The following is a 26,510-nucleotide window of genomic DNA, read 5'->3' as shown; positions in this document are numbered from 1 at the left end:
ACTCCTCTCCCGAGATGAGGAACGCATGGACGGCAGGATCAACCGCAGGCTGCTGATGAAGTCCACCGTCGTGGCCGCGATCGCCCTCCCCGCACTCGGCACCAGGGCGATCGCGGTGCCGGAACTGCCCTGGCCCGCCGCCAACGACATCGTGCGGAACACACGGCTGCCGCAGTTCCCGGACCGGAATTTCGACGTCACCGCGTACGGCGCCAAGGGCGACAACAAGACCGACAACACCGAGGCGTTCAAACGCGCCATCGTCGCGTGCAACGCGGCCGGTGGTGGTCATGTCACGGTCCCGAAAGGCACCTACGTCACCGGCGTGATCCACCTGCTCAGCAACGTCGACTTCCACCTCGCCGACGGCGTGCTGCTCAGGTTCTCGAGCGACGCCTCGAAGTTCCCGACCGTGCTCACGCGCTACGAGGGCATCGAGTGCATGAACCGCTCCCCCATGGTCTACGCGCACAAGCAGACCAACATCGCGATCACGGGCAAGGGCACGCTCGACGCCGGAGCGACCGGCAGCTGGAACAAGGGCAGCGACCGGAGCTACCTGGAGTCGTTGGTGGCCAAGGGAACCCCGCCCGACAAGCGGGTGGTTCCCGGCAGTGGCAAGAACATGCGGTCGACGTTGATCGAGCCCTACGACTGCGACACCGTGCTCATCCAGGGCGTCACGCTGAAGAACCCCAAGTTCTGGCAGATCCACCCCACGCTCTGCCGCAACGTCACGGTCGACGACGTGCACACCGACCCCACGACGTCCGCCAACAACACGGACGCGTGCGACCCCGAGTCGTGCGACCACGTCGTGATCTCCAACAGCGACCTCGGCGCGCACGACGACAACGTGGCGATCAAGTCAGGCCGGGACGAGGACGGCCGCCGCGTCAACGTGCCGTGCCAGAACATCGTCGTCGTCAACTGCCGCATGAACGGCAACTGGGGCGCCATCACGTGCGGCTCCGAGCAGACCGGCGGCATCCGCAACGTCTACGGCTACAAACTCAACTGCGTCAACGCACGTTCGAACGCGCCTTCGTCTACGTCACCACGACCTACAACTCGCAGACGGGCGGCAACGTCCCGAAGTTCGGGCCGTTCTCGATCTCGAACTCCAGCAGCACCAAGGCGTCCAAGGTCCTCGACGTGTCGGGCCTGACTCAGGAGCACGTGAAGGGGCTGGAGCTGCGGGACTCGAAGTTCACCGTCAACTCCACCACCAACACCGTCAAGAACGTCGACGGCCTGAAGTTCACCAACGTCACGGCGAACGGCAAGCCGATGACCAGCTAGGCCGCGCGCGGATACATGCGGACCATGCCGGGAGGCGCGGCGAAGGGTGCCCACGTACCCTCCGCCTGCGCCAAGCGGTCCGCCACCACCCACAGAACGCTGGAGTTGAAGCCGTACCCCAGGTGCGACGACGACACCTGGACGTTCTCCCGGCGTGGCCCCGGTTCCTCGACGCACGACTCCCACGACACGATGCCGTCGGTCTTGGAGTAGATCGACGTGGCGGGCACCGGGATCGGCGGCCGGGTCGACTCCGGCGGCGGGAACTCGTCCTTCGGGATGTGCAGGCGCGAGAACAACCCGAACGCCGGCATCGCCCGTGACTGCACGGGATCGCTCATGTTGTACGGCGAGCCCATCGTGATCACCTGGCGCACGCGGTGCGGGTGGTCGCGCGCCATCTCGCGCGCGAAGATCCCGCCGAGCGACCAGCCCACAATGGACACCGGGCCGCCGTGGTCGTCGGACACCTTCTTCACCAACGCGTGCATGCCGTCGACGGCGCGACGCGTGGGGCCGATGTTGCGCCCGAGGCCCCAGCGGTGCACGTCGTAGCCCAAACCGGACAAAAAGCGCCGCAACATGACGGTGGACGAGTCGGTCGCGCCCAGGCCCGGGAACACCAGCACCGGGTGGCCGTCGCCCGCGGGAGCGCCCTGCAGCGTCGACCGCGTGGTGACGAGCTCACCGACGTCGAGTGCGCAGCGCGTGGGTTCGGTGAGATACCAGAACAATCCGGGTGCAGAGCCTCTGACGAGCTGGAGGCGAGAGGCAGCAGGAACTTCGAAGACTTCGTCCTGAGGTACCGCGGACATAGGAGCCTCCCCACACGTCGACAACCCCGAGCCGGCGCCCCTGGGCGGCGTTGCCCAGTCAGTCCATGATGTTTCCTGAACGATCTTTTCGCCAGTACTTTCGAGTCTCGATTCGCCACGTCCCGGTAACACGTTGGCAACCTCACAGGTGTGCAGTGCCTCTCACCTGCATGGACGTCGTTTGGCTTGCGCAGCTCCTCTACTCTTTTTCGAGTGGATCGCATGAGCTCTTTGGACGCCAGCTTCTACTTCATCGAGGACGAGAACGTGCCGATGCACGTGGGTTCCGTCCTGGTCTTCGAGGGACCGGTCCCGTCGTACGGCGACGTGATCCGGCTCTTCCTGGCGCGCATGGACCAGGTGCCGCGCTACCGGCAGAAGGTGAAGGCGCTGCCGTTCCACGTCGGCCGCCCGGTGTGGGTCGACGACGACCACTTCAACATCCTCTACCACGTGCGCCACACCGCGGTGCCGTCGCCGGGCGGGGAGGACCAGCTGCGCAACCTCGCGGGCCGGATCTTCGCGCAGAAGCTCGACGACAAGAAGCCGATGTGGGAGGCGTGGCTGGTCGAGGGGCTCGAGGACGGTCGCTGGGCGATCATCTCCAAGGTCCACCACTGCATGATCGACGGAGTGTCCGGAACGGACATGCTCCAGCTCATCCTCGACTTCAAGACCGAGACCGTGCTGCCGGAGCCGAAGGAGTGGACGCCGGAGAAGCAGCCGTCCACTCTGGACCTCGTGATCGACGGCGTGCGCGACGCCGTGGTGACGCCGGTGCAGCACCTGTCCGCGTTGCCCGCCGTGGCGCGCAACGTCCGGTCGCTGAGCGAGATCCTGGACTTCGGCAAGACCGTTCTCGGTTCTCTTCCCGGTACGGCCAAGCGTCTGGTCACGCGCGCCGCGACGTCGCTCAACGGTCCCATCGGGCCGCACCGCCGTTGGGTGTGGGCGCGCGCGAACCTGGCTGAGATCAAACAGATTCGCACCGCCGCCGGGGGCACGGTCAACGACGTCATCCTGACGGCGATCACCCGCGGGTTCCGCGATCTGCTGGAGAAGCGCGGCGAACTGACCGAGGGCATGGTCGTGCGGACCATGGTGCCGGTGTCGATGCGCAAGGCGGACCAGCACAACGAGCTCAACAACCGCGTCAGCGCGGTGCTGGTGAACCTGCCCGTCGGCGAGGCGGACCCGGTGAAGCGCCTCGCGTCGATCCGCGCGCAGATGGACGACCTGAAGAGTTCGCGCCAGGCCGCGGGCGCCGACGTGATCACGAACCTGTCGAACTTCGCCGCGCCGACGTTGATGGCGCTCGGTTCCCGCACGGCGATGCGGTTCCCGCAGCAGATCCTGCAGACCGTCACCACGAACGTGCCGGGCCCGCGCATCCCGCTCTACATGCTCGGCCGCCCGCTGGTGGAGATGTTCCCGTACGTGCCGGTCGCCTCGACGATCCGGATCACCGTCGGCATCTTCTCCTACCTCGACCGGTTCACGTTCGGCATCAACGCCGACTTCGACGGCGTGCCGGACGTCCAGCTGCTCGCGGACGGCATCCGCACGGGCTTCGACGAGATGGTGGCGCTCGCCGCCGAGGCCGCCGAGAAGACAGAGGTGGCGGAGAAGGTCGTGGAGGCCACTCCCGCCAAGCCGGCGGCCAAGAAGCCCGCCCCCAAGCCCCGTGCCGTGCGGTCGACCACGAAGGCCGCCACGAACGGCGTGAAGCCGGAGTCAACGGCCTGAGACACGACCTGACGATCCAGGCGGGTGCGCACGAGGCGCACCTGACCGTGGTTGGACTCGACGCGCGGCTGGGCGCCCTGGGACTGGCGCTCGGTCAGCTCGACGACGTCCGGGTCGAGCTGGAGGACGTGCGGTGGTCGCGCTGGCGGGCCCGCCGCGCGACGGTCGTGTGCCGGGACGTGCACGTCAACCCGCCGGCGGTGCTGGTGGCGTCGCCGGTCGAGTTCCGCGTCGAGGTCGACAAGGCCGACATCCCGGAGTTGCAACCGTTCAGCTGGTTACCGCTGACCATCCAGCTGGTCGGCAGCGAACTGCACGTCCGGCCGCACAGGTGGCTGCCCGCGAAGGTGTTCGCCGTGCCGGAGCTGCCGCGCGGCATCGAGCTCACCGGCGTCGAGCAGCACGACGACCACTTCGTGCTGACCGGAGCCGCCCCCGTGCTGCGGGAGCGGCTCACCCTCGGTCAGCTCGCGGACGTGCTCAGGCGGTTGGCGTCCATCCAGGCCAAGACCCTCTCGGACACGACCTCGGGGATCTCCATCTGGGGCACGTGACCGATGTTGGCGAACTCGTCGTAGCGCCAGTGCGGGTACTTGCGCGCCACGTAGCGGGCGGCGGCGACGTTGACCAGCCGGTCCTTGTCGCCGCTCATCAGGAACACCGGCACGCGGATCTTCCCCATCGCCGCGTAGTAGGCGCCGCGCCTGGAGCTCGTGAACACGACGCTGCGCGCGGCCGCCAGGAACGCCTTGTCGAGGCCGTCGACCTTGGCCCGCTCGCCGATCAGGTGCTCGCTGGCCTGCTTGAGCTCCTCGGGAATGCCGGACGGGTCGGCGCACACCAGTTCCAGCAGGCGTTCGACCTGCCGGCGCGGCGACGATGCCCGGGACTTCGCGAGGAACCGCTCCCCCAGGCCCGGCACCGAGTACAGGAAGAACGTGCTGAGCATCGTCGGGTCCGGCCGCGTGCCGAGCACCATCGGCAACGCCGGGTCGACCAGCACCAGGCCCCTGACCAGCTCGGGGTCGTAGGCGGTCTGGAAGAGCGAGATCAACCCGCCCATCGAGTTGCCGACCAGGATCACCGGTTCGTCGACGACCTCGCGCAGGAACCGGCCGAGCAACTTCGTGTTCGCCTGGACGGTGGTCTCGCGCCCTTCCGGGTTGGTGAGGCCGTGCCCGGCGAGGTCGACGGCCGTGACGCGGGCCTTCTGCGCCAGCAACGGCGCGAGCAGCACCCAGTTGAGGTGGGAGCCGCCGAGCCCGTGCACGAGCACGACGCGGGGACCGTCCGCCGGTCCGCCGAAGTCGACCCAGTGCACGGGCCCGCCCAGGTCCGCGTGGTGGCTGGTCCCGCCGAAGTGCGCCACAGTCGTCATACCAACCAGTATGTCGCTTGAACTGACCAGGTGGTAGTGCGCTCTACCTCGGCTTCCACGGGGTGGCGGGGACGCACGTCGCCGGATCGGCCTGCCGGTTGCCCTGGACGACCTTGCCCTGGGGGTCGACGTAGCACTTCTTCCACACGTCGGCGCCGGTGCCGAGCAGGGTGCCCGCCGCGTCGTAGAACTGCAGGACGCCCTGGTCGTCGATGTTCGGGATCTGCCAGTCCGACGGGTAGTACATCCGGACGAGGAACGTGCCGTTGGCGATGCTGGCGTCCACGGTCTGGCCGTCGATCGTGTACGTCACCCGCGCCACCTGGTCGTCGACCCGGCCGGCGACGGTGCGGTTGCCGGGCACACCTCGGTAGATCGGCTTCAGGCTGTGGTCGCCACCGGCGCTCGCGCCGTTGAGCTCGACCGAGTAGTGCCCCGGCAACCACTTCACCTCGGTGCCCGCGAAGCCGGAGTTGTACTCCATGCCGCCGACACCGAGAGTGCAGTCGAGCGCCGAACTGCCGCTGTAGAGCAACGCGAAGCGGACCTGGCCGTCGACCAGCTGGTACAGCTTCGCGTCGCCGGCCCCGGCGATCCGCCCACAGCCCTCCTCGATCGCCTTGACGGTCTCCTCCGGCACCCCGAAGTCCGGTGCCTTCGGCGTTTCCAGCGGGGTGCTGGTGATCTGGACGGCCGGAGCGGGCGATCCCGGCGTCGGAGGGAGCAGCGCCACGCTGGTCGCGACCGCGGTCACCGAGGCCACCCCGGCGAGGACCGGGAACAGCAGGCGGCGCTTGGTGCGGCCGGTGACGGCGCGTTCGACCTCGGCACGGATCCGGGTGTGGCTGCCGGGAGGCAGGTCGCGGGTGGGCGGGAGCATGTCGGTCATCGGTCCTCCCCTGCGGGCACGAGTTCGCGGTGGTGCTGCTGGAGCTTCGCCTTGGCCTTGCTGACCCGCGCGCGGACGCTGCCCTCGGTGATGCCGAAGACGGCCGCCGCGTCGGCGTACGACACCTCGGACCACACGCACAGCGCGAACGCCTCACGTTCGTTGCGCGGCAGTTTGCGCACGGCGGCGAGCAGGTCACGCATCCGTTTCTGGTCATCGAGCCGTTCGGCCACCAGGTCGGCGTGGTCGGGCACTGTGTGGTCGTGGGTCGCGCGCTTGAGGTTCTTGAGGCGCCTGGTCAGCGAGCGCTGTTCGTTGCGCACGACGTTGGTGGCGACGGTGAGCAGCCACGGCAGCGCGGACTCGCGTTCGAGCCGCACGTCCGCGCGCTTGCGCCAGGCCAGCAGGAACGTGGCCTGCAGGTGGTCCTCGGCCTCGGCCCACGAGGCCGTCAACCGGAAGCAGTGGTTGTAGACCGCCTTCGCGTGCCGGTCGAACAGCACCCCGAAGGCGTGCGCACCGCCCCCAGCGGCCTGCGACCACAGCGCGCGGTCGTCAGGGTCTTCGGTTGTCATGTCTGTTCGTGTCCGCTCGCCCCAGAACTGTTGGCACCAGTTTCACGCGCCTCTCGCCAGCGGTGTGGCGCGGAACGTTGCCGGGGGAATGCGCGGTCAGACGGGTGCATCGTGGTACCGCCCCCACGTCCTCGTACTGGTAGTACGGGGGCGTGGGGGCGGTGCCGCGAGGCGCCCTGCTGAGCGTGGATTACCTCGCCAACGTTCCGCGTCATACCGCTATCGTCGCGGAGCGTGGCACATCTGGGGGTGGCCGACCTCGCGGGCATCGCGCAGGCGGCGTACGGCAGAGAACTGCACGACGTGGCCCGGCTGCACGGCGGCAGCAAGAAAGGCGTCTACCGGCTGACGCTCGACGACGGCACGACGGGCGTCGCCTACGTGTGGCGTCCGGACGAGGACTACTGGCCCGAGCACGAACCGGACCCGTTGTTCGGCAACGCGAGCGGGCGCGACCTGTTCCTCACCGCCCACACGACCCTGGCCGAGGCGGGCGCACCCGTGCCCCGGCTCGTGCTGGTGGACCGGGACGTGATCGTGGTCGAGGACCTCGGCGGCGAATTCCTGGAGAAGCTGCTCGACCACGACGCCGACGCCGTGGACCGGCTGTGGGACGACGTCATGGGCATGCACCGGCACACCAGCCCGCGCTACGGCCGCCCCAGCGCGTTGCAACCGCTGGACGCGCCACCGGTGCCGGACGTGGTGCTGCAGAGGGCTCTCGGGCATCTGGAGGTGTGCTGCGAGCGGGTTCCGCGCATCGCCGCCGACCGCGCCCGCCTGGAAACCCAGTTGCACGAACGACATGCGGTGATCGAACCGCGCACCAGGTACGGCCTGATCCACGGCGAACTCGGCCCCGACCACGTGCTCGTGGCGGACTCGCGGCCGGTGCTGATCGACATCGAGGGCGTGATGTTCTTCGACGTCGAGTGGGAGCACGCGTTCCTGGAGCTGCGGTTCGGCCCGCACTACCGCCTCGCGCCCGGACTCGACCCCGCGCGGCTCTCGCTGTACCGGCTGGCGCAGCACCTGTCCCTCGTGGAGGGTCCGCTTCGGTTGCTGGACGGCGACTTCCCGCACCGGGACGCGATGCGGGCGATCGCCGACCACAACATCGAGCGCGTGCTCACCTGCTAGAACTGCCCCAGCCACGCCTCGTCGATCCGCAGCTGCGCCTTGCCCTGACTGGAGGTCTTCTCCACCCGGACGTGCCGGGTGGTCGTGTTCGCGGGCAGGTCGAGGAACTGGACGCCGCGGTGGTTGGGCAACGAGCCCGACTTGACCTTGGTCCAGGTGGTGCCGTTGTCGGACGTGTACAGGGTGTAGTTCTTGAGCCGCGCCGAGTTCGACGCCGGGTAGGTGGTGGAGTCCTCGCGCTGGTTCAGCGCGACGTACGAGACCTGCTGCGCGCTGCCGAGGTCGAACCTGAGCGACACCGTGCCCGCACCCGTTGCGTCCCAATAGGTCTGGTAGTCGCCGTCGGCGGCGTGCGCGGCCGGGTGGCCGGAGCCGGAGGCCGACGCGCTCATCGTGTAGCTCGACGGCGGGATGATGCCTGCCCGGCCTGCGGTCTCGACCTTGAACACCGTGTCGTACTGGTCCCAGTTCGCGAAGCCGGTGAGCGTGATCGTGCCCGCCGCCTGCGTCCACTGCACAACGGCTCCGGTGCGCAGGTTCGTGACGCGGCTGACCTTGTAGCCGTTGTCACGCACCTTCAACGTGCTGCCGGACGGTTTGGTGATGACGTGCACGTAGTGGTTGTCGGGGTTGGACTTCGAGACGGTCGTGACGCCGTGCGCGCCGTCGTTCCAGAACCCCGGTTTGAGCCCGCCGTGCAGGTAGCCGCCGCCGTAGGTGCCGCCGATCGACTCCCAGATGTCGCCCAGGTAGGTGTTCGCGAAGGTGTTGAACGAGGCCTGGTTCGACGGGAACTTCCCGTTGACCATCGCGGTCTCCGCCATCAACGCCTTGACGTCGCTGCCGGCGTTGGTGATCAGCCTGCCGAGCGTGAGCTTGTGGTCGACGGACGAGTTCGAACCCGAGTACCACCACGCACCGGTGCTCGGCAGCTTGAAGCACGCCTCGATGAGCCTCGGCGCGGCCGTGTACACCGCTTGCGGGTAGTCGTAGTTCGGGGTCATGCCGGTCTTCTGCTCGTTGCTGATCGTGTCCATGATCGCGGTGTCCTCGTTGTTGTTGCTGAGGACCATGTCCGGCCTCTCCCGCCGGATCCGTTCGTACAGGCCGTTCTGCTCCCAGTACGCGTTGTCGTTGTCGATCCAGAACCCGGCGAGCTTCGGGTAGCGCTGCATGACCTCGACGAAGTTGTCGTAGCTGAACTGCCCGAACCCAGGCCGTTCCTGCAGGTTCACCGTCCTGCCCTTGTACTTCGAGTACCCGGCCGAGTCGAGCCACTCGTGCCCGCCCTCGTCGTGCCACTGCGGGTCGTCGGTCATGTAGTTGACGACCTTCACCCCCTGAGCCGAGGCCGCGTCGATCAGCTCACCGAGGAAGTCCCGCTTGGTGGCACAACTGCCGGGAATCGCCGACGGCCACGCCCGCGCGTACCCGAGCCTGCTGTGGAACGACGCGAGCACGATGTACTGCGCGTGCAGCTTCTTCGCCTCGTCCACCCAGTACTGCGCGCTCCACCCGCCACCCGTGACGGCGGCTTCCCAAGCGGCGCAACTGGTGTAGCCGGGACTCGTCCGCATCCCCCAGTGCAGGAACAGCCCGGACGTGGCCGCCCGCAGCCAGTCCTGGCGCGGGTGCAGCACCTCGGCGCGCGCCGGAAGGCTCACGCCTGCAACGAGAAGGACGGCGGTCATCACCACGCCGAGCCGACGCAACGTTCTCCGCACGAGCGAGCCTCCTGACGGACGGGCTCCCCGCGGCGGAAGGAAGATGTGCCCAGGTCTACGCCGATCCGAGCACCACTTCAAGAGTTCATCGGAGGTCTGATGGCGTTACATGACCGAACACAGCAGATCTTGCCCGAATGAGCCGATGTCTTCCCGCGTCTCACCACGTGGGCGGCCTGGCCGAGAACCTCGCCGGATGTCAGCATCGGAGGCGTGTCCCAGGCATCCGTGCTCAGCACGCGCCGTCACGTCGACCTCCGTCGGCAGGCGAGCGCGATCTGTGCCGTGCCAGCCTTCGCCTGACCGGAGAGCAGCCGAACCCCCGCAAGAAGGGGAGGGACGCATGAGCCGCACCGCCGCCACCGTGCTCAGGTCCGTGCTGGACCACGGACCCGTCGCACGCAGCACCATCGCCCGCCTCACCGGGCTGAGCGCCGCCACCGTCACGAAGCAGTACGCCGAACTCGCCGAACGCGGGCTGGTGCGCGAGGTCGACGCGCGGGTGCCGCGGGTGACGATCGGGCGGCCGCACGTGCCGGTGGACATCGACGTGGACCGGCACGTGGTGTGCGGGGTGCACATCGCTTACGGGCACACGACTCTGGCGCTCGTGGACCTGCGCGGGCGGGTGCTCGCCGAGGAACGGGAGCCGCACCGGCGGCCCGACGCGGCGAAGGCGTTGCGGCGGATCGCCGAACGGGTGCCCGCGTTCCTGCGCCGGCACGACCGGGTGCCGATCGGGGTCGGGCTCGCCACCGGCGGGCGGATCGACGACGGCACGATCGTGGAGCACAGTCAGCTCGGCTGGAAGGACGTTCCGGCCGGGCAGTTCCTGACCACCGCGCTCGACATGGCAGTTCAGGTCGAGTCGCACTCGAGGGCGCTCGCGCGGGCCGAGCAGCTCTTCGGGGCTGATCCCAGAGCCCGCACCAGCTTGGTGCACCTGTTCGTGGGCAACGTGGTCGACGCGGCCATCGTCACCGGCGGGTCGGTGCACAGCGGTCCGGGTGGCGCGGCGGGCGAGATCGCGCACCTGCGGCTGCGGGACGACGACACGCCGTGCCCGTGCGGGCGGCGGGGCTGTCTGGAGGCCGCGACGTCGAACCGGACGCTCGCGGAACGGGCCGCGCGGCTCGGGATCATCGCGGAACCGTTGCTGGACCTGCTGATCGAGGCGGGGCGACGCGGCGACCAGCGCGCGGTCGAGTTGTTCCGGCGCCGGTCGCGGCTCGTCGGGCAGGCGGCGCAGCTGCTGCTCGACGTGATCAACCCGGAGGTGCTCGTGGTCGTGGAGGCGGGCGCGATCCTCATTCCCGGATGCTGGAACGAATTGACAGCGGAAATCCACGAGCGCAAGGGCGACGTCATTCAGACGAGTTTCGGCAGTGACGTTCTGAGCGTCGCCGCCGGCAGCGTCGTGCTCAGCGACATCTACGGTGGAACGACTTATTTTCCCTGAGCAGAAAATAGACACTTCGAACCCCTGAACTGCACGCTTGTGCCATGACCTCAGTCCAGGAAAAGACGCTCACCGTCAAGCCGATCGCCGGGCACATCGGCGCGGAAATCTCGGGCATCGACATTTCCCGGCCACTTCGCGCACTTGAGCTGGAGGCCGTCCAGAAGGCGCTGCACGAGCACAAGGTGATTTTCTTCCGCGACCAGGAGCTGGACCACGCGAGCCAGATCGCGTTCGGCCGCCAGTTCGGTGAACTCACCTACGCCCACCCGCACGACGACGCCCCGCCGACCGGTTTCCCGGAGATCTTCACGATCGACCCGCGCCGGTACGAGGACCGCTACGGCAAGGACTTCAAGCAGACCCAGAAACGCCAGTACAGCTACTTCGCGGGCTGGCACACCGACGTCACCGCCGCCGTGAACCCGCCCGCCGCGTCGATCCTGCGCGCCGAAGTGGTGCCCGAGATCGGCGGCGACACGACGTGGACGAACCTCGTCGCCGCCTACAACGGGCTCTCCCAGCCCGTCAAGTCCTTTGTGGACGAACTCAGGGCCGAGCACCGCTACGGCGGTTCCGTGAAGGTCGCGGACGGCGCGTACGCCAAGCGCGTCAACGACAACCTGCTCGTCGCCGAACACCCGGTCGTGCGCGTGCACCCCGTCACCGGCGAGAAGGGCCTGTTCGTCAACCCGGGCTTCACCAGTCACGTCGTGGGCGTGTCGGCCGCGGAGAGCAAGGCGATCCTCGACCTGCTGTACGCCGAGCTCACCCGGCCCGAGTACACCGTGCGGTTCCGCTGGGAGCCCGGCAGCGTCGCGTTCTGGGACAACCGCGCCACCGCCCACCTCGCCCCGCGCGACTTGGAGCACCTCGACGTCCAGCGCACCCTGCACCGCGTCACGCTCATCGGCGACACTCCGGTGGGCCCGGACGGCCGCGAGTCCACGCTGCTCGCCGGCCGCCCGTTCACCGCCGACCACGCCGTGGTGGTGGACTGATGCCGACCAGACGTTCGCTGCTGCTCGGCCTCGCGGCTCTCGGTGCCGCGGGGTGCTCCGCGGGCGGCACCACCACGCAGCAGGTCCTCGGCGACCTGCCCACCACACCCCCGCCACCCGACACGAAGCTGTCGATCTCCATCCGCACCACGCTCAAGCAACTCGAAGCCAACGGCGAGCTCGGCACGCTCCCCTTCCAGGTCAGCGACTGGCCGAACATCCAGGCCGGGCCGGACGTCATCCAGGCGTTCCGCGCGCGGTCCGTCGACCTCGCTGCCAACGCCGGCATCCCGCCGATCCAGGCCCAGGCGACCCGGCTGCAGACGAAGATCGTCGCGGTCGGCGAACGCGACAAGCCGCTGTACACCTACGCCACCAAGCCGGGTTCGACGGTCAAGTCGCTGCAGGACTTCAAGGGCAAGAAGATCGCGTTCAGCCAGGGCCAGGCGCAGGGCGTGGTCGTCCTGCGCACCCTGAAGGAGCTCGGCCTCAAGATCAGCGACGTCGAGCTGATCCCGTTGACCAGCAACCAGTTCCTCACCGCCGTGCAGGCGGGCCAGGTCGACGTGGCCGTGCTCGCCGAACCCCAGCTGACCAAGTACCTCGGCCAGTACCCGGACGCGACCGCGATCCCGATGAACTCCGTCGACCTGCTCACGGTCCTGTGGGCGCCGGTCGAGGTCCTCAACGACCCCGCGAAACTGGCCGCCATCAAGGCGTTCATCCCGTTCTGGGCGCGCGGCACGGTGTGGAGCTACGAGAACCCGGACAAGTGGGTCGACCACTACTACGTGAAGGACCAGAACGTCTCCAGAGCCGACGGCGACCGCATCGTGCAGTCCACGCCGCCGCTGACGTTCCCCACGAACTGGGACCGCGCGATCCAGTGGGAGCAGGAGACCGCGGATCTGCTGGCAGAAGGCGGTTTCGTGGAGAAGTTCGACGTCACCGGCCTGTTCGACCGCCGATTCGAGAAGGTCGCCGCCGAGGCCGTCGACGCCAAGTACCGGAGCCGGACATGACCCACGTGCTCGACCGCCCCGCCGCCGTCGCCACTCCGGCCGCCCCGGCCCGCCGCACACGCCTGGGACTGGGCAAACCCATCCCGTACGGACGGGTCCTCGGCCCGGCGCTGATCATCGCGGTCTGGAGCGTCGCCTCCGCGACCGGCGCGCTCGACCCGCGCATCCTGTCCGCCCCGTGGACGATCGTCCACACAGGAATCGAGCTGACCGGGAACGGCAAGCTCCCGGAAAGCATCCTCACGTCACTGCAACGCGCCGCGCTCGGCTTCTTCTTCGGTGCCGCAACGGGAACACTGCTCGCCATCGCGTCCGGGCTGAGCCGCGTCGGCGAGGCGTTGATCGACGGCACGGTCCAGGTCAAGCGCGCGATCCCGTCGCTCGGCCTGATCCCGTTGCTGATCCTGTGGCTCGGCATCGGCGAGGAATTCAAGATCGTCGTCATCGCCGTGACCATCGCGACGATCATGTACCTCCAGACCTACGCGGCACTCACGAGCATCGACAGCCGCTACGTCGAACTCGCCGAAGCCGTGGGCCTGGGCCGCGCCCAGTACGTGCGCAAGGTCGTCTTCCCCGGCGCACTGCCGGGGTTCTTCCTCGGGCTCCGGCTCGCCGTCACCGCGTCCTGGCTGTCGCTCGTGGTGCTGGAGCAGATCAACGCCACCAGCGGCATCGGCTACCTCATGTTCCAGGCCCAGAACTACGGGCAGACCGACGTGATCGTCGTCGGCCTCGTCGTCTACGGCCTCTTCGGGTTCGTCTCGGACGCGGTGCTGCGGATCATCGAACGGAGGGCGCTGGCATGGCGACGCACGCTGTCCGGGTGAACGGCCTCACGAGGCAGTTCCAGGACCGCAGGATCCTCGACGACCTCGACCTCACCATCGCACCCGGCGAGTTCGCGGCCCTGCTGGGCCGCAGCGGTTCCGGCAAGTCCACGCTGCTCAAGGCCATCGCCGGACTCGACCACGACGTCACCGGCGAAGGCACCCTCGAAGTGCCGCACGAGGTCGCCGTCGCGTTCCAGGACTCCCGCCTGCTCCCCTGGCTGCGCGTCCTCGACAACGTCGAACTCGGCGTGAAACCGGGCAAGGGCGAGGCAGCACTGGAGGAAGTCGGACTCAAGGGCCGCGAGAAGGCCTGGCCCGCCGAACTCTCCGGCGGCGAGCAGCAACGCGTCGCACTCGCCCGCTGCCTCGTCCGCGAACCCCGCCTGCTGCTTGCCGACGAACCCTTCGGCGCGCTGGACGCGTTGACCCGCATCAGGATGCACGACCTGCTGCGCGAACTGTGCGCCAAGCACCGGCCCGCCGTCCTGCTGGTCACGCACGACGTCGACGAGGCGATCGAACTCGCCGACCGCGTCCTCGTCCTGCAGGACGGCCGCATCGGCCTCGACCTCCCGGCGCACGACGCCGACCGCACGCACCTGTTGTCCGCACTCGGCATCGGAGCACCGGCATGACGCTGCACCTCAACCTCTTCATCCACGACACCGGCCACCACGAGGCATCCTGGCGGCTGCCCGAGTCGGAACCGCTGGCGCACATCGACATCGCCTACCACCAGCGGATCGCGCAGATCGCCGAGGACGCCAAGTTCGACTCGGTGTTCCTCGCGGATTCCCCCGTGCTGTGGGGAAATCCGAGCCGCCGCCCGTCCGGCCGGATCGAACCCACGATCCTGCTGACCGCGATCGCCGCCGTGACAACACGAATCGGCCTGATCGCCACCGCGTCCACCACCTACAACGACCCGTTCAACCTGGCCCGCCGGTTCAGCTCGCTCGACCACGTGAGCGCCGGCCGCGCGGGCTGGAACATCGTCACGACGGCGGGCGACGACGCGGCCCGCAACTTCGGCCTCGACGCCCAGCCCGCGCACCTGACCCGCTACGACCGGGCCGCGGAGTTCGTGGACGTGTCGAAGAAGCTCTGGGACTCCTGGGACGACGACGCGATCGTCGCCGACAAGGCGGAAGGCGTGCACGCGCTGGACGACCGCGTCCACACCGTCGACCACGTCGGCCCGCACTTCAAGGTCCGCGGCCCGCTCAACCTCCCGCGCTCACCCCAGGGCTACCCGCTGCTCGTCCAGGCGGGCAGTTCCGAGGACGGCAGGGACTTCGCCGCCCGGCACGCCGAGGCCGTCTTCACCGCGCACCAGACGCTGGAGGACGCCGTCGCGTTCTACCAGGACGTCAAACGCCGGGCGATCGAGTTCGGCCGCGACCCGAACGAGGTCAAGATCCTCCCCGGTCTGGTCCCGGTCATCGGTGCCACCGAGGAAGAAGCGCACGCCCTCGACGCCGAACTGGAACGCCTGATCGTCCACGAGCACGCCGCCCGCCAGCTCGCGGGCCTGCTCAAGGTCGAGCACCTCGAACTGGACGAGGAACTCCCCGCCGACCTGCCGGACGAGGCCGCGATCGAGGGCGCCAAGTCCCGCTACACGTTGATCGTCGAACTGGGCCGGCGCGAACGCCTCACCGTCCGGCAGCTGATCGGCAGGCTCGGCGGCGGCCGCGGCCACAAGACGTTCGCCGGCACCGCGGTCCAGGTCGCCGACCAGCTCGAACAGTGGCACCGGGCAGGCGCCGCGGACGGGTTCAACATCATGCCCGCGGTGCTGCCGTCCGGTCTGGAACGCTTCGCCGGAGACGTGCTCCCGATCCTGCGGCGGCGCGGCCTCTTCCGCACCGACTACACCGGCACGACCCTGCGCGAGCACTACGGCCTGCCGCGCCCGGCGAGCCAGTTCGCGGCGCTACCCGTGTGACGGGTGCCCGTACAGCCCGACGCCCGCGATCTCCAGCGTCGTGAGGAACGTGGTCGAGGCCTGGTAGGAGGCCTCGACCAGTTCCGCGGTGTGCGAGAAGTCCAACGGCGTCACGGCCTGCACGGGTGCACCCGGCAGGTACAGCACCGGCGTGCTCTGCGAGGCGAGTTCGACCTCCAGCACGGCCTGGTTGCGCATGCCCAGGGTCGCCCAGAACAGCAACGTCTCGGCCAGCGTCTCCGGCACGGTCGGCAGGTGGCCGGGGAACGCGCAGTCCAGCACCACCAACGACTTCGCGCCCATCGCGAGCGCCTGGCGGATCGGCACGTTCGCCAGCACGCCGCCGTCGTAGAGCACGCGGTCGCCGATCCGCACCGGCGGGTAGACACCCGGAATCGCCGCGCTGGCGAGGATCGCGGGCACCAGCTCGCCCTCGGTGATGTTCACCGCCTCGCCGGTCACGCAGTCCACCGACACCGCGCCGAACGGCAGCGTGAGGTCCGCGAACGACGCGCAGCCGCCGAGCCCGTCCTCCAGCACGGAGGCGAGCCCGGTGTTCGGGAAGAGGTAGGTCTTGTTGGTGCGCAACGACCTCAGCTGCGCGATCGGCCCGCCGGGGAACACGCGCGGCCGGGTCATGCCCTCCCACAGCAGCGCGAGCCGTTCGAACGCCTTGTCCGGGTCCAGCGCGAGCAACGAGCCGTTGACCGAGCCGACCGACGTGCCGACCACCAGATCGGGCTTCACGCCGTGCTCGTGCAGCGCCCGCAGCATGCCCACCTGCGCGGCGCCGAGGCTTCCCCCGCCGCCGAGCACGAACCCGACTGGTCCTGGCAGTTCGATCGTCACGTCCGGTGATCCTAAAGCGAGGCAACGGAAAGGGCTGGTTTCGGTCTACACTGAAGCTACTGAGTGCACGAGCAGCGGGATCGCCAGTTCGGCACGGGTGCGCGAGCCGTGGAACCCGGTCAGCGAGCTCAGCACCGGCTCGGCCTGGCTGCGCACCACCACGTGCTCGTCCCGCAGCGCCACCACGACGTCCCCGATGCGGTCGGCCGCCAGGGGGCTGACCGGCCCGAACCACCCGGCCTCGACGGCGTCCTCACGGGTCAGCACGTCCGCGCGGTCCCCGAGGAACTCCCGCCACGTCGCGATCACCTCGTCGCTCTCGACGTGCAGGTACCGCACCCGCGGTTCCCCCGCGATCACGCGAACCCCCTGCCACAGCAAGGGTTCCGTGTCGAAGTCGATCCGCTCGCCCGCGGTGACCATGCCGTGGTCCGCCGTCACCACCAGCTGCGAGCCCTCCGGCATCCGCGCCGCGATCCGTTCGGCCAGCGAGTCCACGAACTCCAGCTGCATCAGCCACTCCTCGGACCCCGGCCCGTAGACGTGCCCGATCGTGTCGAGGTCCGCGTGGTAGGCGTAGCAGAACGACCGGTCCTGCCGGACCGCCGCGACGGCCCCGAGCGCCAGGTCGCCGAACCCCGCCACGCCGCGGAACCACGACCCGCGCAGCGCCGCCCTGGTCAGCCCGGACGAACGGTGCAGCAGCGGGGCGACCGCGCTCACCGCGACCCCGGCGGCGGCCGCGCGTTCGAACAGCGTCGGGTGCGGCTGCACGACCTCCGGCACGAGCGTCTTGCGCAGGTCGTGGCCGTGCTCACCGGCCCGCGACCAGGTCAGCGAGTTCAGCACCTCGTCGCCGACGGCGAACGTGTAGCCGACGATGCCGTGCTCACCGGAGTGCAGTCCGGTGCCGATCGAGGCGATGCTCGTGGCCGTCGAGGACGGGAAGCCCGCGTCGATCGAGCGGTCCGGCAGCGAGGACAGGAACGGCGCGTGAGCGGCGTGCGCGCGCAGCAGCTCGTGGCCCAGGCCGTCGACGAGCAGCAGGACGACACGCCGGGCCGCGGGCAGGCCGAGCGTGTTGTCGGCACCCGGAACTTCCAGGCCCGACAGCAGTGAGGGAACGACCTCGGCGATGGTCATGAAGGACACCGTGCCACGTCGAATCGGACAGCGGGCAGAATGGCGCGCTGTGACAACGCTCATCCACCAGAAGATCGCTGACGAGCTCGGCGTGGCCGCTGGCCAGGTCGGCTCTGCTGTCGAACTGCTCGACGGTGGCGCGACCGTCCCGTTCGTCGCCCGCTACCGCAAGGAGGCGACCGGCGGTCTCGACGACGCCCAGCTGCGCACGCTCGAGGAACGCCTCGGCTACCTGCGCGAACTGGAAGAGCGCCGGGCTGCCGTCCTCAACTCCATCAGCGAGCAGGGCAAGCTCACCGAAGCCCTCGAAGCGCAGATCCTCGCCGCCGAGTCCAAGGCGCGGCTGGAGGACCTCTACCTGCCGTACAAGCAGAAGCGCCGCACCAAGGCCCAGATCGCGAAGGAGGCCGGTCTCGAACCGCTCGCCGACGCACTTCTGGGTGATCCTGGCCTGAACCCTCAGGAAGAGGCCGCCAAGTTCGTCGACCCGGCCAAGGAGGTCGCGGACGCCGCGGCCGCCCTGCAGGGCGCGCGGGCCATCCTGGTCGAGCGGTTCGGCGAGGACGGCGACCTGATCGGCGACCTGCGCGAGCAGATGTGGACGCGCGGCCGGGTCGTCTCCAAGGTCCGCGAGGGCAAGGAGACCGACGGCGCGAAGTTCTCCGACTACTTCGAGTTCGACGAGCCGTTCGCGAAGCTGCCGTCGCACCGCATCCTCGCCCTGTTCCGCGGCGAGAAGGAGGAGGTCCTCGACCTCGTCCTGGAGCCGGAGGAGCCCAACGAGGAAGGCGGGCCGTCCACGTTCGAGGTGCGCATCGCGTCGCGCTTCGGCATCGACGACCGGGGCCGTCCCGGTGACAAGTGGCTCACCGACACCGTCCGCTGGGCGTGGCGCACGCGCATCCTCGTGCACCTGGGCATCGACCTGCGCGGCCGGCTGCGCTCGTTCGCCGAGGACGAGGCCGTCAAGGTGTTCGCGTCGAACCTGCGCGACCTGCTGCTGGCCGCCCCGGCCGGCACCCGCGCCACGATGGGCCTCGACCCGGGCTACCGCACCGGCGTCAAGGTCGCGATCGTCGACGCCACCGGCAAGGTCGTCGCGCACGGCGTCATCCAGCCGCACGTGCCCGCGAACCGCTGGGACGAGTCGATCGCGAAGCTCGCCGCGTGGTCCAAGCAGCACAACGTCGACCTGATCGCGATCGGCAACGGCACGGCCTCGCGCGAGACCGACAAGCTCGCCGCCGACCTGATCAAGCGCCACCCCGACCTGGGCCTCACCAAGATCGTGGTGTCCGAGGCGGGCGCGTCGGTGTACTCGGCATCGGCCTACGCGTCGTCCGAACTGCCCGGCCTGGACGTCTCGATCCGCGGCGCCGTGTCGATCGCGCGCCGCCTGCAGGACCCGCTGGCCGAGCTCGTGAAGATCGACCCGAAGTCGATCGGCGTCGGCCAGTACCAGCACGACCTCGCGGAGTCGAAGCTGTCGCGGTCGCTGGACGCGGTGGTCGAGGACTGCGTGAACGCGGTCGGCGTGGACCTCAACACGGCGTCCGTGCCGCTGCTGACCCGCGTCTCCGGCATCACCGCCGGCCTCGCGGAGAACATCGTGCTGCACCGCGACTCGAACGGCCCGTTCAAGACCCGCAAGTCGCTGATGGAGGTCGCGCGACTCGGCCCCAAGGCGTTCGAGCAGTGCGCGGGCTTCCTCAAGATCCGCGGCGGCGACGAACCGCTCGACGCGTCCTCGGTGCACCCCGAGGCGTACCCGGTCGTGCGCCGCATCCAGGAGGCCGCCGGTGCCGAGCTGATCGGCAACACCGCGGTGCTCACGAAGGTGCGGCCCGAGCAGTTCGTGGACGAGAAGTTCGGTCTGCCGACCGTCACGGACATCCTGCGCGAGCTGGAGAAGCCGGGCCGCGACCCGCGCCCGGCGTTCAAGACGGCGACTTTCGCGGACGGCGTCGAGAAGATCGCCGACCTCAAGCCCGGCATGGTGCTGGAGGGCGTCGTGACGAACGTGGCCGCGTTCGGCGCGTTCGTCGACATCGGCGTGCACCAGGACGGCCTCGTGCACATCTCGGCCCTGTCCAACACCTACGTCAAGGACCCGCGCGACGTCGTGAAGTCCGGTGACGTGGTGCGGGTGAAGGTGCTGGAGGTCGACGAGGCCCGCAAGCGCATCGGCCTCACGCTGCGGCTGACCGACGAGCCGGGCAAGCCCGCGCCGAAGCAGGGCGGCGGTGGCGGCGGTCGTGACCGCGGTGGCCGTCCGCAGCAGCAGCGCGGGGGTGGGCAGCAGCGCGGCGGACAGCAGCGCAACTCGCCGCCGCCCGCCAGCGGCTCGATGGCGGACGCGCTCCGCAAGGCCGGGTTCGGCAAGTAGAACGGACGAGAAACGGGCCCTCCTGGCGACAGGACGGGCCCGTTTCTCATTTGGCGGGTGGGTGGGGCCGGTGCCTCTGGCCGGCGGGCCGGAGCGACTTGGGGCGGCGGGTCGAGGCCGAAGCACCGTTCCCCGGCGCCTGACCCCTACTTGGCGCGGGTGCCCTTGGCCTTCACGAGTTCCGACTCGAACAGCTCCTCGACAGTGGTCAGACCGCCGGGCACCTTCGAGTCGACCTTCGCGATGTAGGACTGCGTGGCCGACGGCCGTCCGACGAGCGAGTAGTGCAGCGCGCCGGTCAGCCCCTGCGTGTCCAGGCCGTTGGTGTTGTGGAACGCGTCCAGCACGCCGTCGCGCGTGAGGTCGCCCTTCTGGCAGGCCTTCTCGATGACCGACAGGAACACCTTCGCGACGGTGTAGCCGTGGTCGACGTAGATCGCGGGCTTGTCGTTCGGGTAGTACTTGTTGAACGCCGCCGCGACCTCGCGCGGGCCCTGCTGCGTGCCGGTGAACGGCGCCACCGACGTCACGACGGTCACCTGCTTCTCGACGGCCGGGCCGACCGGGGAGTCGAGGATGGCGGTGTCGAAGCCGACCACGTTGACCAGGAACGGCACGTCCCACTTCAGCGCGGCGGCCACGCCCACGGCGGCGGCGGTCTGCGGCGGGGTGGTGCTCAGCACGACGGCCTTGGCGCCCTGGGCCTTCAGCGCGGCGACCTGCTGGCTGAGGTCGGCGGCGACCTCGCTGATCGGCTGCTCGGCGATCTTCATGTTCCACTGCGTGCCGACGAACCGGCTGCCCTCGACCGCGTTGTCGCCGTAGCTGCCCTGGGCATAGATGTGTCCGACGGTGTCGCCTTCCTTGATCACGCCGCGGCGCTTGTAGTGATCAAGTCCGTTGATGACGTCGAGGTCGTACGTCGTGCCCACGATCATCATGTGCGGGTTGCCGAGCAGGGACGCCGCCCACGAGGCCGGGGCCGTCAGCGTGCGGGTCTGCATGATGTCGGGCTCGATGGCGGCGGTCATCGGCGTGCCGGCGAGTTCCAGCAGGCCGAGGACCTGCGGCTCCAGGTCGAAGTACGCGTCGAGCGCCTTCTGCACGTCGTAGGCGTGGTCCTTCTGCTTGAGCTCGATCTTGCGGCCGCAGATGCCGCCGCGGTCGTTGACCTGCTTGACGTACAGGTCGTAGCCCTTCAGGCGGGTCAGCGCGGAGCCTTTGAACGGGCCTGTCATGTCGGTCAGGATGCCGAGCGAGATCGTGTCGTCGGTAACGCCCGGCCCCATCTTGACCTGGGGCTTCTCAGCTGTCTCTGCGCCACAGCCGGCCACGAGGACAGCGAGCGCCAAGGCGGCGGTGGGCAGTACGCGGCGGAGGGGCATGCAGCAGTCCTTGTCCAAATGATCTCGGCATACTAAGCGGTAGCTCAGTATTGACACGGGGGTCACATAATGTCCCCTTATGTGGTACGGAACACAGATACGTAAGGTTCATGTGACTACCGCTCGACTACGGAGTGTGCTAGCTCTTCGGTACCGAACGAAATGAGATACGGGCTGATCGGTCACATTTCACACCTCCGTACGGACGCATCCGAACGCGTGAAGATCTGAAATGGTTGCTCCCACACGGTTATGGGGAGGCGTGCGTGAACGAGGCCGACGCGATCGTCATCGGGTCCGGACCGAACGGGTTGGTGGCCGCGGCACTACTCGCGGACGCCGGGTGGGACGTCCTCGTGCTGGAGCGGCGCGACAGGCCTGGTGGCGCCGTGACGTCGGCGGAGTTGACCGCGCCCGGCTTCACCAACGACGTCTACAGCGCCTTCTACCCGTTGGGTCTGGGCTCCCCCGTGCTCAGTGCGCTGAACCTCGACGTGCAGTGGCAGCACGCTCCAGCCGTCCTAGCGCACGTTCTGCCGGATGACCGAGTCGCACTGCTCTCCCGCGACGTCGCCGAGACGGCCAAATCCGTCGGCACCTTTGCCCACGCGGACAGCGAACGCTGGCAGACGGAGTACGCGCGGTGGCTCCAGGTGCGCGATGCGGTACTTCACTCTCTGTTGCAACCGTTTCCACCGGTGCGCGGCGGCCTCTCCCTGCTGCGTTCGGCCGGGGTCGGCGAGGCGCTGCGGCTGGCCCGCATGCTGACGTTGCCGGTGCGCCGCCTGGGCGAGGAGCTGTTCGACGGCGAGGGCGCGCGCCTGCTGCTGGCGGGCAACACGATGCACACCGACCTCGGTCCCGACCACGCGGGCGGCGCGGGGTTCGGCTGGCTGCTCGCGATGCTCGGCCAGGAGGTCGGCAACCCGGTCCCGCGCGGCGGTGCGGGCGAACTGACGGCGTCGCTCGTGCGGCGGTTCGGTGGCCGTGTCGAGACGAACGCCGAGGTCACCGAGGTGCTGCACGCGCGCGGTGTGGCCGTGGGCGTGCGTCTGGCCGACGGGTCGGTCGTGCGCGCACGCCGTGCGGTCGTCGCCGACATCCCGGCCCCGTCGCTCTACCTCGACCTGCTCGGCCCCGACGCGTTGCCGGCGAAGCTCGCCGACGACCTGCGCCGCTTCCAGTGGGACAGCGACACGATCAAGGTCGACTGGGCGCTCTCCGGCCCGATCCCGTGGACGAACCCGGAGGCCGCGCGGGCTGGCACGGTCCACCTCGGCGGTGACGTGAACGGCCTCGCGACCGTCGCCCACGAACTCGCCTGCGGCAAGGTGCCCCGCACGCCGTTCATGGTCCTGGGCCAGATGACGACGACCGACCCGTCACGTTCCCCCGCGGGCACCGAGGCCGCGTGGGCGTACACACACGTGCCGTTGGGCGGGAACTGGACGCCGGAGCGCCTGAAGCGCCGTGCCGACCGCATCGAGGTGATGATCGAGGAGCGCGCCCCGGGCTTCCGTTCGCGCATCCTCGGCCGTTCGGTGCTCGGCCCGGCGGAGATCGGCTCGGTCAACGGCGGCACCGGCGCGATCCACCAGCAGCTGGTGTTCCGGCCGTTGCCGGGGCTGGGTCGCGCGGACACGCCGTTCGACCGCCTCTACCTGGCGGGCTCGTCGGCGTGGCCGGGTGGCGGTGTGCACGGCGCGGCGGGGGCGAACGCGGCACGGGCGGCGCTCGCCCGCTGGGGCGCGGCCGGTGAGCTCTACAAGACCCTGATCCAGGGTCTGCACAAGGCCCTTTACTGAGTTACTGAGTGCGGGCGAGCTTGCGGGCGCGCGACGCCCGCAGGTAGCCGAGCACGAGCGCTTCGAGGTCGGGACGCGTTGTCTCCCAACCGGAAGGCACGGTCCCGCCGCGCACCAGCGCGGTGATCTGCCGGGACGTGCGCGAGGAGTCGACCACGCCGTCCCCGTCGAACGCCTCGTCAGCGGGCCCGATGACGACGTGGTGCTCGTCCAGGATCTCGTCGATGTCGCCGCACAGCTGCACGCGGCCCTCGTCGAGCAGCAGCAGGTGATCGCAGACGTCGCCGAGGTCGGTGAGCAGGTGCGAGGACAGCAGGACCGTCGTGCCGCGTTCGGCGACCTCGGTCATGACGATCCGCAACGTCTCGTCGCGCGCCAACGGGTCGAGGTCGGCCATCGGTTCGTCCAGCAGCAGCACCTTCGGCAGGCGCCCCAACGCCATCGCGATCGCGACCTGGGTACGCGCACCGGCCGACAACGTGCGGACCTTCGCCCCTTTGTCCACGCCCGCAAGGAGATCGAGCACCTCGTCGGCGCGGTCGGCCGACCACCGATCGTTCATCGCGGCGCCCGCGCGCATCAGCTCGCGAACCGTGAACTGGTCGTACAGCGGCCTTTGCTGGGTCAGCAACGACACGTCGGGGTGCATCCGGCCGCGCACCGGCGTGCCGTGCACGGTGATCTCGCCGTGCGTGGGCCACGCGAGCCCGGCGATCAACGACAGCAACGTGCTCTTGCCGGCGCCGTTCGGCCCGACCAGTCCCGTGACGCTGCCCTCCGGCAGTGCGAACGAGCACTCGTCGACGGCTTTGGTGCGCCCGAAGTGCTTCGCGACGTTCTCCGCCCGCACCGGACTGGTGTTCATGCCGCTCCCACGTCCACAGTGGACTTCAGTAGTGCGTGCCCCGCACGTCGGTGTAGATGGCGTCGACCTCGTCGCCGGACAACCCCTCGCCGACCGCTCGGTCCATCCAGCCCTCGAGGTCCTGCCGCAGCGGCGCGCCGGCCTTCGCCGCCTCGGTGGCGAGCGAGGCCGTGACGAACGTGCCCATGCCGCGCCGACCCTCCACGAGGCCTTCGTGTTCGAGCTCGCGGTAGGCCTTCAACACGGTGTTGGGGTTGACCCTGGTGGCCTCCACCACCTCCCGTGCGGTCGGCAGCTTGTCGCCGGGGCCGAGCAGCCCCATTCGCATGGCCTGCTTGACCTGCGCGGCGATCTGGAGATAGGTGGACACCCCGGAGTGCCGATCGATGCGAAACTCGATCACGCCGCTCAGCATAGGTGCCCACCCGCGCCGTTCACGTCTGCCTGCGCACGACCCACACCGTGCCCAGTGCGAACAGCACCGCGCAGCCCACGAAGATCGCGCCCTCGACCAGGTGCAGCGCCGTCGCCTGCTCGACGGGGATGACGTCGTTGAACCGCTGCGCCAGCCCGTTCTCCCGGAAGCAGGCCGCCGTGTCGACGACGCCCTGCGCGTCCTCCTTGCCGACGCAGTTCATCAACGGCCCCGGGTCTGCGACCACCTGGCCCTTAGCGTCGAGGTAACCACCCGCCACGTGCAGCGGCCCGTACCGCATCGGGGGAGCCAGCACGTCGTCGCTGATCACCCTGGTCGGCGCGAGCAGGTGCTCCCGCGTCTGCAGGGCGACCGCACGGGTGGCGACGTACAGCCCGAGCGTCACCGTCATCGCCGCGACCGTGCGCTTGAACACCGCGCCCGCGAGCATGCCCGACGTGAACGCGAAGAGCGTGTACGCGACCGGCGAGACGCTCCGGCCGTCGAAGATCGTGCCGTAGTACGGCCCGAGCCCGAGCGGCCCGAGGCTGCCCACCGCGTCGAGCCAGCTGTGCACCACGACCTGCCACACCAGCACCGCTGTGAGTGCGGGCAACGCCGTCACCACGAACTTGGCGACCATCCACCGAGTCCGGCTCACCGACTGCGTGAACGCCAGCGCGTGCGTCCCTTGCTCGTACTCGCGAGCGAACAACGGCGCGCCAACGAACACCCCGATCAACAACGGCGCCGCCAGCACCGTGACCGCCGCGATGTGCATCTTCTCGAACCAGGCCACCTGGAACTCGGCGGCCGCCGGCGAGCGACAGGCGTCGATCCCCTTCCCCACGCAGTCGAGGAGCCCGCGGTCGGTGAGTTCGCCGACCGACACCGCCCTGAGCACCAGGATGGTGATGACCCCCACGACCAACCCGATGGCGAGCGTGAGGAACAACGTCCGCTGCTGCCGCCACACGACCCACGTCATGCCGCCACCGCCGTCCGCATGTGCGCGAGCGCGAGCCCGCTGAGGGTGCGGTGTTCGGGGAAGGTCTGGAGGAGCGTTTTGACGTCGCCTGCCAGGCTTATGCGCCCGTTTGCGAGCAACACGAGGTGGTCGCACACGTCTTCCAGCTCTGCCAGCACGTGCGATGACAGCAGCACCGTGATGCCGTTCGTTCGGCATTCCTCGGTGAGTGTCTGCAGCACGTTCTGGCGGGCCAGCGGGTCCAGGTCTGCCAGCGGTTCGTCGAGCATCAGCAGCCTCGGGCGCTTTCCCAGTGCCAGCGCCAGGGCTACCCGTGTGCGTTGGCCGCCTGACAGCGTGCCCACCTTGGCTGTCGACGGGATTTGCGCCTTTTCGACCAGCTCCTCGGCGTAGGCCTGGTCCCAGTTGGGGTTGGTGTGGCGGCCGTAGGTGAGCGTGTCGGTGACGGTGAACTGCGGGTAGAGCGGTTTGGCCTGGGTCAGGAAGGCGACCTCGTCGTGCATGCCGCGGCCGGTCGGGGTGTTGCCGAACACCTGGATTTGGCCTGTTGTGGGGTGCAGCATGCCGGTGATCAGGCCCATCAGGGTGCTCTTGCCGGCGCCGTTCGGGCCTACCAGCGCGACTGTTCTGCCTGGCGGGATTTCCAGGGTGCAGTCTTGTAGTGCCCAGCCTCTTGAGTACTTCTTGCCCAGGCCTTCGGCCAGGACCGGCGAAGGCTCCCTCTGCGTCATGGTCGCCACCGTAGCACCCTTTCACTAGTTACCTAGTGAAAGGGTGCTGACATGTCGCCAGTGCGGTGGTCGTGCAGACCATTTCGGGACGGGTTGGGTCATCGCCGCTGG

Annotated in this window: 25 protein-coding genes and 1 pseudogene; 14 read left to right on the top strand and 12 right to left on the bottom strand. The window is 69.2% G+C overall.

Going from position 1 to position 26,510, the window contains the following annotated elements; translation table 11 throughout:
- The first annotated feature begins 25 nt into the window (after positions 1-25).
- Both JNUCC0626_RS46410 and JNUCC0626_RS46405 read left to right on the top strand, forming a co-directional pair.
- The gene (locus tag JNUCC0626_RS46410) at positions 26-1,168 is read left to right on the top strand and encodes a glycoside hydrolase family 28 protein (RefSeq protein ID WP_394616972.1); all 1,143 of its coding nucleotides are present in this window, start codon (positions 26-28) and stop codon (positions 1,166-1,168) included.
- Positions 1,156-1,302 carry a hypothetical protein gene (locus JNUCC0626_RS46405; RefSeq protein WP_394616971.1) on the top strand — a complete coding sequence of 49 codons (147 nt, stop codon included), beginning with the start codon at positions 1,156-1,158 and terminating at the stop codon, positions 1,300-1,302. The genes JNUCC0626_RS46410 and JNUCC0626_RS46405 overlap by 13 nt, the downstream gene beginning before the upstream one ends.
- On the opposite strand, the gene JNUCC0626_RS46400 is transcribed toward JNUCC0626_RS46405, so the two are convergent.
- Entirely contained in the window at positions 1,299-2,117 is an 819-nt protein-coding gene (locus JNUCC0626_RS46400; RefSeq protein WP_394616970.1) for an esterase/lipase family protein, read from the bottom strand. The genes JNUCC0626_RS46405 and JNUCC0626_RS46400 overlap by 4 nt on opposite strands.
- A 222-nt stretch (positions 2,118-2,339) precedes the next feature.
- Between JNUCC0626_RS46400 and JNUCC0626_RS46395 the strand changes: the two genes are divergently transcribed.
- Positions 2,340-3,863, top strand: coding sequence for a WS/DGAT/MGAT family O-acyltransferase (locus JNUCC0626_RS46395; RefSeq protein ID WP_394616969.1), 1,524 nt, complete (start codon positions 2,340-2,342; stop codon positions 3,861-3,863).
- A 47-nt stretch (positions 3,864-3,910) separates the two neighbouring features.
- A complete protein-coding gene (locus JNUCC0626_RS46390; protein ID WP_394616968.1) occupies positions 3,911-4,417 on the top strand; it encodes a hypothetical protein in 507 nt (168 codons plus the stop codon).
- On the opposite strand, the gene JNUCC0626_RS46385 is transcribed toward JNUCC0626_RS46390, so the two are convergent.
- The 3 genes from JNUCC0626_RS46385 to JNUCC0626_RS46375 are packed head-to-tail and all read right to left on the bottom strand — an operon-like array spanning position 4,327 to position 6,705.
- On the bottom strand, positions 4,327-5,241 hold the full coding sequence (locus JNUCC0626_RS46385) for an alpha/beta fold hydrolase (RefSeq protein WP_394616967.1): 915 nt from the start codon (positions 5,239-5,241) through the stop codon (positions 4,327-4,329). The genes JNUCC0626_RS46390 and JNUCC0626_RS46385 overlap by 91 nt on opposite strands.
- 43 nt (positions 5,242-5,284) lie before the next feature.
- Positions 5,285-6,130 (bottom strand): hypothetical protein, encoded by an 846-nt coding sequence (locus JNUCC0626_RS46380; protein ID WP_394616966.1) that lies wholly within the window; start codon positions 6,128-6,130, stop codon positions 5,285-5,287.
- Entirely contained in the window at positions 6,127-6,705 is a 579-nt protein-coding gene (locus JNUCC0626_RS46375) for an RNA polymerase sigma factor (protein WP_394616965.1), read from the bottom strand. Before JNUCC0626_RS46375 ends, JNUCC0626_RS46380 begins: the two co-directional genes overlap by 4 nt.
- Positions 6,706-6,939: 234 nt before the next feature.
- On the opposite strand from JNUCC0626_RS46375, the gene JNUCC0626_RS46370 reads away from it, so the two are divergent.
- Positions 6,940-7,845 (top strand): aminoglycoside phosphotransferase, encoded by a 906-nt coding sequence (locus JNUCC0626_RS46370; RefSeq protein WP_394616964.1) that lies wholly within the window; start codon positions 6,940-6,942, stop codon positions 7,843-7,845.
- On the opposite strand, the gene JNUCC0626_RS46365 is transcribed toward JNUCC0626_RS46370, so the two are convergent.
- Positions 7,842-9,569, bottom strand: coding sequence for a discoidin domain-containing protein (locus tag JNUCC0626_RS46365; RefSeq protein WP_394616963.1), 1,728 nt, complete (start codon positions 9,567-9,569; stop codon positions 7,842-7,844). The two genes, JNUCC0626_RS46370 and JNUCC0626_RS46365, sit on opposite strands and share 4 nt — an antisense overlap.
- A 213-nt stretch (positions 9,570-9,782) precedes the next feature.
- On the opposite strand from JNUCC0626_RS46365, the gene JNUCC0626_RS46360 reads away from it, so the two are divergent.
- Genes JNUCC0626_RS46360 through JNUCC0626_RS46330 form a run of 7 tightly spaced genes read left to right on the top strand, consistent with a single transcriptional unit; the run spans position 9,783 to position 15,832 of the window.
- Positions 9,783-9,872, top strand: a complete 90-nt coding sequence (locus JNUCC0626_RS46360) for a putative leader peptide (protein ID WP_322789012.1) — start codon at positions 9,783-9,785, stop codon at positions 9,870-9,872.
- A 40-nt stretch (positions 9,873-9,912) separates the two neighbouring features.
- A complete protein-coding gene (locus tag JNUCC0626_RS46355) occupies positions 9,913-11,028 on the top strand; it encodes an ROK family transcriptional regulator (protein ID WP_394616962.1) in 1,116 nt (371 codons plus the stop codon).
- A 44-nt stretch (positions 11,029-11,072) separates the two neighbouring features.
- Positions 11,073-12,029 (top strand): TauD/TfdA dioxygenase family protein, encoded by a 957-nt coding sequence (locus tag JNUCC0626_RS46350; protein ID WP_394616961.1) that lies wholly within the window; start codon positions 11,073-11,075, stop codon positions 12,027-12,029.
- Entirely contained in the window at positions 12,029-13,051 is a 1,023-nt protein-coding gene (locus tag JNUCC0626_RS46345; RefSeq protein ID WP_394616960.1) for an ABC transporter substrate-binding protein, read from the top strand. Before JNUCC0626_RS46350 ends, JNUCC0626_RS46345 begins: the two co-directional genes overlap by 1 nt.
- On the top strand, positions 13,048-13,881 hold the full coding sequence (locus JNUCC0626_RS46340) for an ABC transporter permease (RefSeq protein ID WP_394616959.1): 834 nt from the start codon (positions 13,048-13,050) through the stop codon (positions 13,879-13,881). Before JNUCC0626_RS46345 ends, JNUCC0626_RS46340 begins: the two co-directional genes overlap by 4 nt.
- Positions 13,857-14,519 carry an ABC transporter ATP-binding protein gene (locus tag JNUCC0626_RS46335; protein ID WP_394616958.1) on the top strand — a complete coding sequence of 221 codons (663 nt, stop codon included), beginning with the start codon at positions 13,857-13,859 and terminating at the stop codon, positions 14,517-14,519. The genes JNUCC0626_RS46340 and JNUCC0626_RS46335 overlap by 25 nt, the downstream gene beginning before the upstream one ends.
- Entirely contained in the window at positions 14,516-15,832 is a 1,317-nt protein-coding gene (locus JNUCC0626_RS46330) for an LLM class flavin-dependent oxidoreductase (protein ID WP_394616957.1), read from the top strand. The genes JNUCC0626_RS46335 and JNUCC0626_RS46330 overlap by 4 nt, the downstream gene beginning before the upstream one ends.
- Here the strand turns inward: JNUCC0626_RS46330 and JNUCC0626_RS46325 are convergent.
- Together JNUCC0626_RS46325 and JNUCC0626_RS46320 are read right to left on the bottom strand one after the other, a co-directional pair.
- Complete coding sequence (locus tag JNUCC0626_RS46325) at positions 15,821-16,681, bottom strand: patatin-like phospholipase family protein (protein ID WP_394616956.1); 861 nt, start codon at positions 16,679-16,681, stop codon at positions 15,821-15,823. The two genes, JNUCC0626_RS46330 and JNUCC0626_RS46325, sit on opposite strands and share 12 nt — an antisense overlap.
- A 45-nt stretch (positions 16,682-16,726) precedes the next feature.
- Entirely contained in the window at positions 16,727-17,824 is a 1,098-nt protein-coding gene (locus JNUCC0626_RS46320) for an alkaline phosphatase family protein (protein WP_394616955.1), read from the bottom strand.
- Positions 17,825-17,873: 49 nt separating this feature from the next.
- Here JNUCC0626_RS46320 and JNUCC0626_RS46315 point away from each other — a divergent pair, with 49 nt between their 5' ends.
- Positions 17,874-20,210 carry a Tex family protein gene (locus tag JNUCC0626_RS46315; protein ID WP_394616954.1) on the top strand — a complete coding sequence of 779 codons (2,337 nt, stop codon included), beginning with the start codon at positions 17,874-17,876 and terminating at the stop codon, positions 20,208-20,210.
- Positions 20,211-20,356: 146 nt separating this feature from the next.
- Here JNUCC0626_RS46315 and JNUCC0626_RS46310 read toward each other — a convergent pair whose 3' ends face one another.
- The gene (locus JNUCC0626_RS46310) at positions 20,357-21,595 is read right to left on the bottom strand and encodes an ABC transporter substrate-binding protein (RefSeq protein WP_394616953.1); all 1,239 of its coding nucleotides are present in this window, start codon (positions 21,593-21,595) and stop codon (positions 20,357-20,359) included.
- A gap of 266 nt (positions 21,596-21,861) precedes the next feature.
- Between JNUCC0626_RS46310 and JNUCC0626_RS46305 the strand changes: the two genes are divergently transcribed.
- Positions 21,862-23,400: a phytoene desaturase family protein gene (locus JNUCC0626_RS46305; protein WP_394616952.1), complete on the top strand. Its 1,539-nt coding sequence runs from the start codon at positions 21,862-21,864 to the stop codon at positions 23,398-23,400.
- A 1-nt stretch (position 23,401) separates the two neighbouring features.
- Here JNUCC0626_RS46305 and JNUCC0626_RS46300 read toward each other — a convergent pair whose 3' ends face one another.
- The 4 genes and pseudogenes from JNUCC0626_RS46300 to JNUCC0626_RS46285 all read right to left on the bottom strand — a co-directional run.
- On the bottom strand, positions 23,402-24,265 hold the full coding sequence (locus JNUCC0626_RS46300) for an ABC transporter ATP-binding protein (protein WP_394616951.1): 864 nt from the start codon (positions 24,263-24,265) through the stop codon (positions 23,402-23,404).
- Between the two features lie 25 nt (positions 24,266-24,290).
- Positions 24,291-24,668 carry a GntR family transcriptional regulator gene (locus JNUCC0626_RS46295; protein ID WP_394616950.1) on the bottom strand — a complete coding sequence of 126 codons (378 nt, stop codon included), beginning with the start codon at positions 24,666-24,668 and terminating at the stop codon, positions 24,291-24,293.
- Between the two features lie 31 nt (positions 24,669-24,699).
- On the bottom strand, positions 24,700-25,668 hold the full coding sequence (locus tag JNUCC0626_RS46290; protein ID WP_394616949.1) for an ABC transporter permease: 969 nt from the start codon (positions 25,666-25,668) through the stop codon (positions 24,700-24,702).
- A 230-nt stretch (positions 25,669-25,898) separates the two neighbouring features.
- A pseudogene (locus JNUCC0626_RS46285) lies at positions 25,899-26,399 on the bottom strand (ATP-binding cassette domain-containing protein); the annotation flags it as partial.
- Between the last annotated feature and the right edge of the window lie 111 nt (positions 26,400-26,510).

This window comes from Lentzea sp. JNUCC 0626 (assembly GCF_043632865.1).
GTDB lineage: Bacteria > Actinomycetota > Actinomycetes > Mycobacteriales > Pseudonocardiaceae > Lentzea.
Note: the sequence above shows the minus strand (reverse complement) of the source record. Positions and strands in the feature narration are given on the sequence as shown.